The 13,632-nt window shown below is 66.7% G+C and carries 12 protein-coding genes; 4 read left to right on the top strand and 8 right to left on the bottom strand.

The window, feature by feature from the left end; genetic code table 11:
• Positions 1–57: 57 nt before the first annotated feature.
• Positions 58–711, bottom strand: a complete 654-nt coding sequence (locus JAO75_RS13415) for a TetR/AcrR family transcriptional regulator (RefSeq protein ID WP_199049646.1) — start codon at positions 709–711, stop codon at positions 58–60.
• Positions 712–1,009: 298 nt separating this feature from the next.
• Between JAO75_RS13415 and hemW the strand changes: the two genes are divergently transcribed.
• Complete coding sequence (hemW, locus tag JAO75_RS13410; protein WP_199049645.1) at positions 1,010–2,170, top strand: radical SAM family heme chaperone HemW; 1,161 nt, start codon at positions 1,010–1,012, stop codon at positions 2,168–2,170.
• Between the two features lie 244 nt (positions 2,171–2,414).
• Here hemW and gshB read toward each other — a convergent pair whose 3' ends face one another.
• A complete protein-coding gene (gshB, locus tag JAO75_RS13405; RefSeq protein WP_199049644.1) occupies positions 2,415–3,359 on the bottom strand; it encodes a glutathione synthase in 945 nt (314 codons plus the stop codon).
• Between the two features lie 177 nt (positions 3,360–3,536).
• Between gshB and JAO75_RS13400 the strand changes: the two genes are divergently transcribed.
• On the top strand, positions 3,537–4,421 hold the full coding sequence (locus JAO75_RS13400) for a lipid kinase (protein WP_199049643.1): 885 nt from the start codon (positions 3,537–3,539) through the stop codon (positions 4,419–4,421).
• Positions 4,422–4,590: 169 nt separating this feature from the next.
• Here JAO75_RS13400 and JAO75_RS13395 read toward each other — a convergent pair whose 3' ends face one another.
• The gene (locus JAO75_RS13395) at positions 4,591–4,968 is read right to left on the bottom strand and encodes a YraN family protein (RefSeq protein WP_199049642.1); all 378 of its coding nucleotides are present in this window, start codon (positions 4,966–4,968) and stop codon (positions 4,591–4,593) included.
• On the bottom strand, positions 4,965–5,903 hold the full coding sequence (gene rsmI, locus JAO75_RS13390) for a 16S rRNA (cytidine(1402)-2'-O)-methyltransferase (RefSeq protein WP_199049641.1): 939 nt from the start codon (positions 5,901–5,903) through the stop codon (positions 4,965–4,967). The genes JAO75_RS13395 and rsmI overlap by 4 nt, the downstream gene beginning before the upstream one ends.
• 136 nt (positions 5,904–6,039) lie before the next feature.
• Between rsmI and JAO75_RS13385 the strand changes: the two genes are divergently transcribed.
• On the top strand, positions 6,040–7,320 hold the full coding sequence (locus JAO75_RS13385; protein ID WP_199049640.1) for a penicillin-binding protein activator: 1,281 nt from the start codon (positions 6,040–6,042) through the stop codon (positions 7,318–7,320).
• Between the two features lie 137 nt (positions 7,321–7,457).
• Here JAO75_RS13385 and JAO75_RS13380 read toward each other — a convergent pair whose 3' ends face one another.
• From JAO75_RS13380 to JAO75_RS13365, 4 genes are read right to left on the bottom strand one after another with little or no spacing between them, the layout of a single operon-like run.
• Entirely contained in the window at positions 7,458–7,967 is a 510-nt protein-coding gene (locus tag JAO75_RS13380) for an OsmC family protein (protein WP_199049639.1), read from the bottom strand.
• A gap of 14 nt (positions 7,968–7,981) precedes the next feature.
• Positions 7,982–8,770: an ABC transporter ATP-binding protein gene (locus JAO75_RS13375; protein WP_199049638.1), complete on the bottom strand. Its 789-nt coding sequence runs from the start codon at positions 8,768–8,770 to the stop codon at positions 7,982–7,984.
• Complete coding sequence (locus JAO75_RS13370) at positions 8,770–9,636, bottom strand: ABC transporter permease (RefSeq protein WP_199049637.1); 867 nt, start codon at positions 9,634–9,636, stop codon at positions 8,770–8,772. Before JAO75_RS13370 ends, JAO75_RS13375 begins: the two co-directional genes overlap by 1 nt.
• Positions 9,636–10,604 (bottom strand): aliphatic sulfonate ABC transporter substrate-binding protein, encoded by a 969-nt coding sequence (locus JAO75_RS13365; RefSeq protein ID WP_199049636.1) that lies wholly within the window; start codon positions 10,602–10,604, stop codon positions 9,636–9,638. The genes JAO75_RS13370 and JAO75_RS13365 overlap by 1 nt, the downstream gene beginning before the upstream one ends.
• A 251-nt stretch (positions 10,605–10,855) precedes the next feature.
• On the opposite strand from JAO75_RS13365, the gene JAO75_RS13360 reads away from it, so the two are divergent.
• Positions 10,856–13,606, top strand: coding sequence for a [protein-PII] uridylyltransferase (locus JAO75_RS13360; RefSeq protein ID WP_199049635.1), 2,751 nt, complete (start codon positions 10,856–10,858; stop codon positions 13,604–13,606).
• The last annotated feature ends 26 nt before the right edge of the window (positions 13,607–13,632 follow it).

Genomic DNA, 13,632 nt, shown 5'->3' with positions numbered 1-13,632 from the left:
ACATGCGGATCGATCTTGGCGCTTTCAAGAGATCGATTCCAAAAATCGACAGGGAGCTTACGATTTGCCCTTCAGGGCTCCATGGACCAGGGCAAGGACGCCCGCGCGCAGGAGTTCGTACTTGTCGGGCAGGCCCGGTCCCTTGGGCAACTGCCCGGCGGCGTCGAGCGTGGCAATGCCATGGGAGAGCGCCCAGACCTCAACGGCGATGAAGCGGGCGTCGACGGTCTGGAAGCCCTCCGGGAAGGTGTCGGCGAGGGCCTTCACCAGGAAGTCGAAGGCGTTGCCGGCGGGCTTGCCCCCGCTTTCCACAGCCTTGGCCCAGAACGGGCTGCAGGATTCGCTCTCGGCGGGTTTGGCCGAGAACATGGCGGCATAGAAGCCGGGTTCCTGCTCGGCGAAGGCGAGATAGGCCTCGCCCATGCGGGTGAAGCGCTCGAGCGCCGTGCCCTCGCTCTGCAGGGCCCGGCCGAGGCGCTTGGCGAGTTCGTCGTAGCCGCGGAACGCCACCTCGGCCACCAGGGCCTCCCGGCCCCGGAAGTGGCGGTAGAGCGCCGCCGGCGTCACGCCCACGAGCTTGGCTGCATCCGCAAGGGTGAACCCGCCGATTCCCCGCTCGGCAATGAAGCGCTGGGCCGCCTCGATCAGCGCCTCCTTCAGATTGCCGTGGTGATAGCCCTGCCGGTCGGACGGGCCGCGCCAATGCCGCATGATGGGTTCCTAATTCTCTGCCGGCCACCTTAGGCTTCCGGTGCGGCGGAAGCCAGAATCGAATGGCTCATAGAGTGAACATCATTGTGGGTGAAGAGGTTCAGAAATCTTTCGATCTCCCGCCACGTGTCATCCTCAGGCCAAGCCGCAGGCGAGGGAAGGGGATCCAGTCTCACGCGCTGCGCCATGGATTCCCTTCCCCTCCGCTGCGCTCCGGCCGGGAATGACAGGAGGATCTTAGGGTCAACGCGACACCGGCACCCGTGACGTTCGCCGCTGGACCTGCCATATACGCCCGATGATCGATCACCCGACGCGCGATGTGGGCTTTGGCGTCTATGTCCATTGGCCTTTCTGCGCCTCCAAATGCCCCTATTGCGACTTCAACAGCCATGTCCGCCACCAGCCGGTGGATCAGGAGCGGTTTCTGGCGGCGTTCAAACGCGAGATCGCCCACACGGCCGCGCGCATTCCCGGGCGCACCGTGACAAGCGTCTTCTTCGGCGGCGGCACGCCCTCGCTCATGAAGCCTCAGACCGTGGGCGCCATTCTCGACGCCATTGGCGGCGTCTGGGGCATCGACGCCAAGGCCGAAGTTACGCTTGAGGCCAACCCCACCAGCGTCGAGGCGGAGCGCTTCCGCGGCTATCGCGGTGCGGGCATCAACCGGGTGTCGCTCGGCGTCCAGGCGCTCAACGATCCCGATCTCAGGCGACTCGGGCGCATGCATTCCGTCGACGAGGCCCTGGGCGCGGTGAGGATCGCCGCCTCCATCTTCGAACGCTACTCCTTCGACCTGATCTATGCCCGCCCCGGCCAGACGCCAGGCGCCTGGGCGGCCGAGCTGGAGCAGGCCATCTCCCATGCGGTCGAGCACCTGTCGCTCTACCAGCTCACCATCGAGCCCGGCACCTGGTTCCAGCGTCTCTACGATGCGGGAAAAATCACGGTGCCGGACGAGGAGACCGGCCGCGCGCTCTACGACATCACGCAGGAAACCTGCGAGAGGCACGGCCTTCCCGCTTACGAGATCTCGAACCATGCCCAGCCCGGCGCGGAATCGCAGCACAACCTGCTCTACTGGCGCTACGGCGAATATGCCGGCATCGGACCCGGCGCCCATGGGCGCCTGGTCACGGCCAACGCACGGCTGGCGACCTCCACCGAAAAGCACCCGGAGACCTGGCTGGAGCGGGTCGAGCGCGAGGGCCACGGCGTGATCGACGAGGAGGTTCTGACCTCCGAGGCCGAGGGCGACGAGTTCCTGCTCATGGGCCTGCGCCTGAAGGAAGGCGTCGACCCGCGCCGTTTCGAGGCGTTCACCGGCAAGACGCTCAACCGGCGCGGCTTGAGAATCCTCGAGGAGGAAGGCCTGATCCGCCACGACGGCACGCGCCTCGCGGTGACGCCGAAGGGCTTTCCGGTGCTCAATGCGGTGATTGCGGAACTGGCGGCTTGAAGCAGCGTGCCTACCCGTCATGCCGGGCTTGTCCCGGCCATCCACGTCTTTGAGCGTTTCAAGCGCTCTCAAGCCTCATCCTGAGGAGGTCACGCAGTGGCCGTCTCGAAGGAGGTTCCAGTGCTCTCTGGAGGCTCCTTCGAGACGCCGCTCCGCGGCTCCTCAGGATGAGGGAGACTTGATGAAGTTAAGACGTGGATGCCCGCAACAAGTGCGGGCATGACGGTCGAGTGCATAAAGGGGCTTATCGCCCCACCTTGCTCTCGATCACATCCCACACCGTCACCGCCAGATCCGGCCCGCCAAGGCGCTTGATGGCGCGGATGCCCGTGGGGGCCGTCACGTTGATCTCGGTGAGGTTGCCGTCGATCACGTCGATGCCCACGAGAACGAGGCCCATGCGCTTGAGGTCCGGCCCAATGGTCTCGCAGATCTCGCGCTCGCGCGGCGTCAGGTCGGTGGGCTTTGCCGCGCCGCCGCGCACCATGTTGGAGCGGATGTCGTTCGCCGCCGGCACCCGGTTGATGGCGCCCGCCGCCTCGCCGTCGATGAGGATGATGCGCTTGTCGCCTTCCGTGATCTTGGGCAGGAAGCGCTGGATGACCCAGGGCTCGCGGAACAGGTTGGCGAAGAGGTCATAGAGCGAGCCGAAATTGGGATCTTCGCGCCCGACCTTGAACACGCTCGCGCCGCCATGACCGTAGAGCGGCTTCATCACCACGTCGCCATGCTCGCGCCGGAACTCCTCGATTTCCTGCTTGTCGCGGGAGATCAGGGTCGGGGGCATCAGGTGCGGGAAATGCGTGACGAAGATCTTCTCCGGCGCATTGCGCACATGGGTCGGATCATTGACCACGAGGGTCTTGGGGTGAACGCGCTCCAGGAAATGCGTGGCGGTGATGTAGGCCAGGTCGAACGGCGGATCCTGGCGCATGAGCACCGCATCGACGCCTGAGAGATCGACTCGCTCGGGCGTTCCCAGAGTGAAGTGGTCGCCCTCCTGGTCGCGCACCTCGATGGGCTCCGCCATCGCGATCACGGCCCCATCCCGCAGCGACAGGCGGTCGGGCGTGTAATGCAGGACCCGGTGTCCTCGCCGCTGGGCCTCGAGCAGGAGCGCGAAGCCGGTATCGCCCGCAATCTTGATGCTGCGGATGTGATCCATCTGGAACGCAACGGTGAGGGTCATGCGTCGAGCCTCCTTGGCAAGACTCCTTGGGGAAGCAGGGTTATTGGCCGTAAAATGCAGGATGGCAACTCTTCATCGCGGGCCCTGTGAACGAAATCCGGGGAGGTGGGTTATTCAACAGCCCCGCTTGAGCCCGGCCCCTTGCAGATCCCCTCAGGCTTGTCCATGTGAGAGTCCATGCCCCGCCGCGCCCTTCTGATCGTCAATGCCAAGAGCCGCAGCGGCGCCCTCCAGTGCGAAATCGCCATCGAGCGCCTGAAGGACCACGGCATCGAGCCGATTCATGTGGATTGCGGGCGCCGGGAGGACCTGTCGCCCCTCATCGTCAAGCATGCGAAGGATGTGGAGTGCGCCGTCATCGGCGGAGGCGACGGAACGCTCAACGCGGCGGCTTTCGGGGTGATCGAGGCCGGGCTGCCGCTCGGCATCCTGCCGCTCGGCACCGCCAACGATCTGGCCCGCACCCTCGATGTGCCCTTCGATCTCGACGGCGCCGCTCAGGTCATCGCCGACGGCCACACCCGCAAGATCGATCTCGGCATCGTCAACGGCGAGCCCTTCTTCAACGTGGCGAGCATCGGGCTTTCGGCGGACCTGGCCCAGAAGCTGACGCGCGACATCAAGCGCCGCTGGGGCCGTCTCGGTTACGCCATGGTGGCCCTGAATGTCCTGATGCACGCAAAACCCTTCCGGGCGACCATCTACAGCGAGAGCGAGGCGGCGCGCGTCCGGACGCTTCAGGTCGCCGTCGGCAACGGGCGCTTCTACGGCGGCGGCAATGCGGTCGAGCAGGATGCCGCCATCGACGACCATCATCTCGATCTCTATAGCCTGGAGCTGAGGCGGGCTTGGAAACTCGCCTTGATGGCACGCTCGTTCCGCCAGGGCCGGCAAGGCGCCTGGAGCGAGGTGCGGGCCGTGCGCGCCAAGGAATTCGACATCCGCACCCGCAAGCCCAGGCCCGTCAATGCGGACGGCGAGATCGTCACCCAGACGCCGGCGCATTTTTCGATCCGCCCCTCGGCCGTGACGGTGTTCGCGCCGAAGAAGGCCAAGGGTTGATGCTTATGCTCTTGGCTGTCATTCCGGGGCGAGCGGAGCGAGAGCCCGGAATCCATAGACACGACGTCTCAAGGATTTGTGAGCGGCGTCACGCTTCTTTCTGAACCGCTAGCGGTTATGGATTCCGGGCTCGCCTTTGGCGCCCCGGAATGACAGTAGAGACGTCTTCCTAACTTATCTCCAGCTCAAACGCCGACACGATGTGCTGCGGCCACTTCCTGGGTGCGATGAACACCGCGTCCGCACGCCATGTCTTGTCCGCCGCCCAGCCGTTGCGTGAGAGCCAGGCCCGCGCCGCGCGGGAGAAGCGCCGGCGCTTGGCGGGGGTGATCGCGGCGAGCGCATCGTCCATGAGCGCACGCGCCTTCACCTCGACGAACGCGATGGTGTCGCCGCGCATCACGATCAGGTCGATCTCGCCGCCCGAGGCGGCATAGCGACGGGCGAGCGGGCGGTATCCCTTTGCGATCAAGTGCAGCAGCGCGATCCATTCCGCGCGGTGTCCGCGCAGAAAGGTCGCTTCGCGTCGTTCGAGGGCGCTCTTCATTCGCCCTTCTTGGCGAGCGTCAGGGCGCGGGCATAGACCTCGCGCTTGGGCATGTCGAGCTCCGCCGCCACGATGGCCGCCGCATCCTTGATCGAGTGGTTCTTGAGCGCCGCCTCCAGCCTGCCGTCGAGGGCCGCGTCGGCTTCCGCCGCATGCATCTCCTTCGTGGCCTCGCCGATCAGCACCACGATCTCGCCCTTGGGCGGACCTTCCTCGGCGAATTGCCGGGCGAGTTCGGGGAGCGTGCCGCGCCTGATGGTTTCGAACATCTTGGTGAGCTCGCGCGCCACCACGGCCTGCCGCTCGCCGAGCACGTCCGCCGCATCGGCCAGCATCTCGGGCAGGCGGTGCGGGCCCTCGAAGAGCATGAGCGTGCCGGGAATGGTGCCGATCTCCGTCAGACGCGCGCGCCGTGCGCCGCTCTTCGCCGGCAGGAAGCCCTCGAAGAAGAAGCGGTCCGTGGGCAGGCCCGAGGCCACGAGGGCCGTGAGCACGGCGGACGGGCCGGGGATCGGGGTGACCGGCAAGCCTTCCTCGATCGCCGCCTGCACGAGCTTGTAGCCGGGGTCCGACACCAGCGGCGTGCCGGCGTCCGAGACCAGCGCCAGGGCCTGGCCCTCGCGGACCCGGTGGACCATGCGCTCGCGCACGGCCTCGTTGGAATGCTCGTGATAGGCCACCAGCGGCGTGGTGATGCCGTAATGGGCGAGCAGCGTCTTCGTCACCCGCGTGTCCTCGGCCAGGACCGCATCCGCGGCGGCGAGCACGCTCAGCGCACGGAAGGACACGTCCTGCAGGTTGCCGATGGGCGTCGCGACCACATAGAGGCCGGGCGAAAGGGGCTTGGCCTCGGCGGCGAGGCCGAAGGCGGTGAAGGTGGCGACCCGCTCATTGGGTTCGCGCCGCCTGGTCCGGTTGTCGATTCTCTGAGTCATGAGGCCGGCACTCTCGCATGAAGCGAGGGCCTAGCGGAAGCGGGTCGTCAGGCCCGATACACCGCATTGGAAACAATGTTTACCTTTTGCTGCCACGCTTCCTCCATGACAGAGGCTATTTCCAAGGGGGGTGGAGATGGCGCGCGTATCGATTGGTAAGGCCAAGGTCTGCGCAGGCCGTGCAGCCTGGGCGCTCGTTGTGGCCGGTTCGCTGGCCCTGTCGGGTTGCGTCGGGTCCGAAACCCTTTTGCCGCCGCGCAACGTGAGCCGGGCTCAGCCCGCTCCCGTCGAGCCGGCCTATGCGGCCGGGGCCGCGCCGCAGGCCGCTCCGATGCAGGCTGCTTCGCCGGGAGCGCTCGGCGGCTCCACCATCGGCACCGGACCCATCAAGGTCGCCCTGATCCTGCCCATGAGCGCGGCCGGGCAGGGCGCCGTGGTGGCGCAGAGCATGCGCAACGCCGCCGAGATGGCCGTCGGCGAATTCCAGGGCTCGGACATCACATTGCTCGTGAAGGACGATCGTGGCACCCCGGAGGGGGCTCAGGCCGCCGCACAGCAGGCCCTTGCGGAAGGGGCGGAGCTCATCGTCGGCCCGCTCTTTGCCGGCTCCGTCCAGGCGGCGGGGCAGGCGGCGCGCGCGCAGGGCAAATCCCTCATCGGCTTCTCGTCCGATGCGGCCGTCGCCACCCGCGGCGTGTATCTCCTGAGCTTCCTCGTGCAGGAGGAGGTGGACCGCATCGTCGCCTTTGCGGCTTCCCAAGGCCGCCGTTCCATCGCGGCCCTGATCCCGGAAACGCAATATGGCCGCGTGGCCGAGGCGCGGCTGCAGCAGGCGGCCGCCCGGCAGGGACTGCGCATCGTCGCGCTCGAATACTACCCACCGGGTCAGCCGCAGGTGGGCGTGCAGCGCCTGTCACGGGTGATCGGCGGTGCTGCCCCGCAGGCGGATGCGCTGTTCATTCCCGACAACGGCGAAGGCCTGCCGGCGGTCGCTCAGGCGCTGCAGATGGCGGGTTTCGATCCTGCGCGGGTCAAGCCCCTCGGCACGGGCGTGTGGAACGAGCCACGCATCTTCGGTCTGCCGGCCCTCCAGGGCGGCTGGTTCGCAGCACCCGACAACCGCGGCTTCGAGGCCTTCGCCGAACGCTACCGCGCGCGCTTCAGCGCCGATCCGATCCGCCTGGCGACGCTCTCCTACGATGCCGTCACGCTCGCGGCCGCGCTCGCGCGCATGCAGGGCGTGCAGGGCTTCAGCGATGCGATGCTGACCAATCCGGCGGGCTTTGCCGGAGCCGACGGCGTGTTCCGCTTCAATCCTGACGGCACCAACCAGCGCGCCTTGACGGTGCAGGAGATCCGCAACGGCGCCGCCGTTGCGATCAGCGGCGCGCCGCGCACATTGGTGGCGGGCAACTGACACCATGTCAGCACCCACCCCGTCATCACCGGCCTTGTTCCGGTGATCCCGATTGAGGGAAGCGCTCTTCTGATCGAGATGGCCGGGACAAGCCCGGCCATGACGGAAAGGTTTCACTCAAGCAAGGACAGGCCGCATTACTTGCGCGTGAGCGTCGCGCTCAACTCCGGCTTGTTGTTGAGGCTCTGGAACACCACGCAGTAGCGCTCGGTGAGCTTGAGCAGTTGGTCGACCTTCTCCTGTGGGGCATCCGTGTCCACCTCGAAGGACAGGCGGATGTTCTTGAAGCCCACGGGCGCGCCCTTGTCGACGCCGAGCGTGCCGCGGAAATCGAGATCGCCTTCCGCCTTCACAGCCCCGTGGCGCAGGTCGATTTCGAGGGCGGTCGCAACGGCCTTCAGCGTCACGCCCGCGCAGGCCACGAGCGCTTCGAGCAGCATGTCGCCGGAGCACAGCTCCGCGCCGGAGCCGCCGGTGGCCGGGTGCAGGCCAGCGACGGCAAGCGCGCGGCCGGTCTCGACCTTGCAGGCGATGTGCTGGTCGTCGAGCGTGCCTTGCGCCTTGAGGGTGATGACGGCGGCGTTCGGATCGCTGCGGTACTGGTCCTTCAGCGGCGCCTGGAGGGCGCGAAGGGCGGTGGCGTCCATGATGATGTTCCTTGTTACCACCACAGCGCAGCGGCCTGACGGTCGCGTTCGCGCTGCGGCTGCTGTTGCGGAGCTTTGAGGGAATGGTCGAGGGCCGTCAAGATGCGGCGCACGGAGGTCTCGAAGGGAAGGCCCGTCCTGTCGCGCGGCCGCGACAGCGTGAGCGGCAATTCGTCAAAGATGCGGCCGGGCTTGGGCTGCATGACCACGGCGCGGTCGGCGAGCGTCACGGCCTCCTGCACGTCGTGGGTGACGAGCACCACGGTCGGGCGCGTCTCTTCCCACAGGCCGAGCAGATGATCGTGCAGGCTTGCTCGCGTGAAGGCATCGAGGGCCGAGAACGGCTCGTCGAGAAGCAGCACCTTCGGGTTGGTCACGAAGGCGCGTGCAATCGAGACGCGCTGCTGCTGGCCGCCTGACAGATCGCGCGGCCAGCGGTTGGCATGCTCGACGAGACCGATCTTTTCGAGAGCGTGCGTCACGCGCGCTTGCCGTTCGGCAGCATTCACGCCAGCGAGGCCGAAAGCAATGTTGTCGAACACTGATAGCCACGGCAGCAGGCGCGGCTCCTGAAACACGATGCCCACGGCCGGATGCGGACCCGACAGCACCTCGCCGTCGAGACGGATGCGGCCGGCGCTTTCCCGGTCGAGGCCGGCGATGAGGCGCAGCAACGTGGTCTTGCCGCAGCCAGAGCCGCCGATCAGCGCGACGATCTCGCCCTCGTGCACGGTGAGATTGATGTCGGAGAGCGCCCGCGTGCCGTCGGCGTAGGTTTTGGAGAGGTGCTCGAAGCTCAGCATCACAACCTCTCCCGCACTATGTCCTGCCATCGCACGAGCGGCCTGGTGGCGGCGACCAGCAGGCTGTCGGCGAGCTTGCCGAGGATCGCGAAGGCGATGATGGCCGCGAGGATCTGGTCGGGCTTGCCCATCTGCTGCCCGTCGACGAGCAGATAGCCTAGGCCCTCGGACGCGCCCATGAACTCGGCTGCGACCACGAACATGAAGCCGAGGCCGAGGCCTGAGCGCAGCGCGATCACGGCTTCGGGCAGCACGGCGGGCAGCAGGATGCGGCGGGCGAGCTGGACGCGCGAGAGGCGGAACACCTGTCCCACTTCCACGAGTTTGCGATCGACGGAGAGGATCGCGCCGGCGATGCCGAGATAGACCGGAAAGAACACGCCGACCGCAATCAGCGCCACCTTCGAGGCCTCGAAGATGCCGAGCCAGAGAATGAACAAGGGCACCCAGGCGATGGAGGGAATCGCGCGCAGGGCCTGCAGGGTCGGATCGAGCAATTGGCGAAGGGTTTGGCTGGAGCCGGAGAGCGCGCCGAGCACGATGCCGGAGACCGCGCCGATGACGAAGCCGACAAGAACGCGCCACAGCGTCATCCAGGCATGGGTCCACAACTCGCCCGTTTGCGCGAGCGCCGAGAGCGTGGCGATGATGCGGCTCGGCGGCGGCACGAGGCGTCCCTCGGCGAGGCCGAAGGTGACGGCACCTTCCCAGAGAAGCGCAATGGCGACAGGCAGGAAAAAGCCGAGAAGGATGCGCCCGTCGAAGGCGCGTCGCTTCTCGGTGGAGGTTGGGGCCGCGAGAGCGGCGGCACCCTCATGGGAGGACCAGGCTTGGCCTGTCACGGCGCTCTCCCGCGATTCTGTCATTATCGGGACGCGGTGGCGAAGCGGCGGTCGATCAGCGAGTCGACAGCGGCGCGCACATCGGTTTCAGGGGCGATGACGCCGGCCTGCTGCAGGGCGAGGCCTGCGGCGAGAATGGTGTCGACCTGAGGCTGACCGATGGAGGAGTGCGTGAGTTCCGTGCGCTCGAGCTGGCGCTCGATCACCGGCTCGGGCAGCTTGGTGTAGGCCACGAGGGTCTTCTTCAGCTCGGCCGGGTTGGCGAGCGAATAGGTGCGCGCTTCCTCATAGGCCTTGAGCACGCGCTCCACGAGGGCCGGGTTCTCCTTGGCGAAAGCCTCGGAGACGTTGAGCACGCCCCAGGTGTTGGCGCCGGCATTGCGGTAGAACAGTTTTGCGCCGCTTTCCACCTCAGAGGCCGCCATCAGCGGATCGAGGCCGGCCCAGGCATCCACGTCGCCGCGCTCGAGAGCGGTGCGGCCGTCGGGGTGCTGGAGCAGGACGAGCTTCACGTCCTTCTCGGTGAGCTTGGCCTCCTGCAGGGCGCGCACCAGGAAAATGTGCGGATCGGTGCCGCGGGTCACGGCCACGCGCTTGCCCTTCAGGTCCTCGACCTTGGCTATGCCCGTGTCCTTGCGGGTGACGAGGGCCGTCCATTCGGGACGGGAATAGACGTAGATCGACTTGATCGGGTTGCCGTTGATCTTGCCGATCAGGGCGGCGGCGCCGGCCGTGGAGCCGAAATCGATCGAGCCGGCATTGAGGAATTCGAGCGCCTTGTTGGATCCGAGCGACTGCACCCAGCGCACCTTGATGCCGTCCTTCTCCAGCTCCTTCTCGAGGAAGCCCTTGTCCTTGAGAACGAGGCTCACGGGATTGTAGGTGGCGAAGTCGATCCTGATCTCTTTCGGCTGCGCGATAGCGCCGTTGGCGAGCAATGTCAGGCTCGTGGCGACGGAGGCGGCGAGGAGGATGCGGCGGGTCAGGCTCATCGGTTGGGTCCCATGTTGGGCGCATGGGGCATCGTGCGAGGCACCCGGCGCTTTAGCTGCACTTGTTTCGCGCCCGCAAGCTGCATGCTCAAATCGGCGCGTGTCCTTTTTATAGGACGGCATGTTTGTTATGTCAAACAATATCTCTTATAAAGAACATCTTATCCGCTTTTCCGGATAACGCCAGTCCACCTTTGGGCGCGGGCTTTTTCCGGTGGCGAGCCGAACGGCACCTCGTATACGGTTGCTCCATGCCATCCTTGACGCCCCAGACCATCCTGCAAAGCCTCGGCGACCAGACGATCCGGGATGCCGCCGGCCTGCGCGCCGCGCTCGTCCCCCTGCTGAAGACCCTTCTCGACCAGGGGAGGGCGGAGGCCGAGGCGAAGCTCCTGGAGAGCCAGGACGGGCTCGTCTGCGCCCGCTACCTGTGCGACCGGATGGATGAGCTTGTGCGCATCGTGCACGATGCCGTCGTGCGGCACCTCTACCCCAGCGCTAACCCGTCCGCCGGAGAGCGCCTCGCCTTGGCGGCGACGGGCGGCTACGGGCGTGGCACCCTGGCGCCCGGCTCGGATGTCGACCTCCTGTTCCTCCTGCCCTACAAGCAGACCGCCTGGAGCGAGAGCGTCGTCGAGGCGATGCTCTACGTGCTGTGGGACCTCAAGCTGAAGGTGGGGCACGCGACCCGCTCCGTGGAGGAGTGCCTGCGCGAGGCGGGTGCCGACATGACGATCCGCACCTCCCTGCTGGAAACGCGCTTCCTGTTCGGCGACAGGGAACTCTTCGACGATCTGACCCGGCGCTTCGACAAGGAGATCGTCGCTACCTCGGCCCCGGCCTTCGTGGATGCCAAGCTGAAAGAACGGGATGCGCGGGTGGCCAAGGCCGGCGCCTCCCGCTATCTCGTCGAGCCCAATGTGAAGGACGGCAAGGGCGGCTTGCGCGACCTCAACACGCTCTTCTGGATCGCCAAATACGTCTACCGGGTGAAGGAGCCCGAGGAACTGGTGGCGGCGGGCCTCTTCACCAAGGACGAGTTCAACCTGTTCGCCCGCTGCGAGGAATTTCTGTGGCGGGTGCGCTGCCATATGCATTTCGCCACCGGCCGCGCCGAGGAGCGCCTGACCTTCGACCTGCAGCGCACCATCGCGGAGCGCATCGGCTTTGCGCCCAGAGGTGGATTGTCGGCGGTCGAGCGGTTCATGAAGGCCTACTTTCTCATCGCCAAGGATGTGGGCGACCTCACCGCCATCGTGTGCGCCGAGCTCGAGGCCCGCCAGACCAAGCCGCGTCCCATGCTCGACCGTGTGCTTGGGCGCTTCCGCCGCCGCCGCGGCGGCGCGCTGGTGGGGGACGACTTCACCATCGACAACAACCGCCTCAACGTCGCCTGCGAGGAGGCGTTCGAGCGCGATCCCGTCAACCTGATCCGCCTGTTCTGGCTCGCCGACCGGCACAACCTGGCGATCCACCCCGATGCGACGCGCCTGGCGACACGCTCCCTCAAGCTCATCGGTCCGAGCCTGCGCAACGATCCCGAAGCCAACCGGCTGTTCCTCGAGATCATCACCTCGAAGAACGCCCCGGAGGTGGTGCTGCGCCTCATGAACGAGGCCGGCGTGCTCGGCCGTCTCGTTCCGGATTTCGGCCGCATCGTCGCGATGATGCAGTTCAACATGTATCATCACTATACGGTGGACGAGCACCTCGTGCGCTCGGTCGGCGTGCTCACTGAGATCGAGGCCGGTCACCTCGGCAACGAGCATCCGCTCGCCAACCGGATCTTTTCCACCATCCAGAACCGGCGGGCGCTCTACGTGGCCGTGTTCCTGCACGACATCGCCAAGGGAAGGCCGGAGGATCACTCGACGGCAGGCGCGGCCATCGCCCGCAAGCTGGGGCCCCGCTTCGGCCTTAGCGATGCGGAGACCGACACGGTCGCCTGGCTCATCGAGCATCACCTGCTCATGTCGAACACCGCGCAGAGCCGCGACCTGTCCGATCCGGCCACCATCAAGAGCTTCGCCGAGGTGGTGCAGACCATGGAGCGCCTGAAGCTCCTGCTCGTACTCACCATCGCCGACATCAAGGCCGTCGGGCCGGGCACCTGGACCGGCTGGAAGGGCCAGCTCCTGCGCAATCTCTATCACGAGACGGAGGTTCTCCTCGGCGGTGGCGCTGCGGATCTCGCCCGCTCCGAGCGCGTGCGCCTGGCGCAGGAGCAGCTGCGCGCCGAGCTGCCCGACTGGTCGGACGAGGAATTCGAGGCCTACGCGGCCCGCCATACCCCGGGCTACTGGATGAAGACCGACGAGACCCGGCGGGCCAAGCAGGCCCGTCTCCTGAGGGAATCGGAAAAGGGCGGTCGGACCGTCACCACGGCTTACGAGACGGACCAGTTCCGGGGCGTGACCGAGCTCACCATCCTGTCGCCGGACCATCCGCGCCTGCTCGCGATCATCACCGGCGCCTGCGCGGCGGCGGGCGGCAACATCGTCGATGCGCAGATCTTCACCACCACGGACGGCATCGCCCTTGACACCATCGTGCTCTCCCGCGCCTTCGACCGGGACGAGGACGAGCTTCGCCGGGCCGAGCGGGTCGCCAAAGCCATCGAGCGGGCCCTGAAGGGCGAGGTGAGGATCGCCGATCTCGTGGATGGCAAGCGCCCGACCAAGCCTGCCTCGCGGGCCTTCCACGTGCCCCCGGAGGTCACCATCGACAACTCCCTTTCGAACCGCCAGACGGTGATCGAGGTCTCCGGCCTCGACCGGCCGGGCCTGCTCTACGACCTCACCACGGCCCTGGGGAAGCTCAACCTCAACATCGCCTCGGCCCACATCGTGACCTTCGGCGAGAAGGCCGTGGACGTGTTCTACGTGACCGACCTGACCGGCACGAAGGTCACCCATGCGGGCCGCCAGGCCACCATCCGCCGGGCCCTGCTGGACGTGTTCAAGGCAGAGGAAACCGAGGCCGGCCTGCGCCGCAGCGCTTGATTTGTGGCGCCCGTGACCTGATATGT

This window comes from Microvirga splendida (assembly GCF_016427565.1).
Classification (GTDB): Bacteria; Pseudomonadota; Alphaproteobacteria; order Rhizobiales; family Beijerinckiaceae; genus Microvirga; species Microvirga splendida.
Note: the sequence above shows the minus strand (reverse complement) of the source record. Positions and strands in the feature narration are given on the sequence as shown.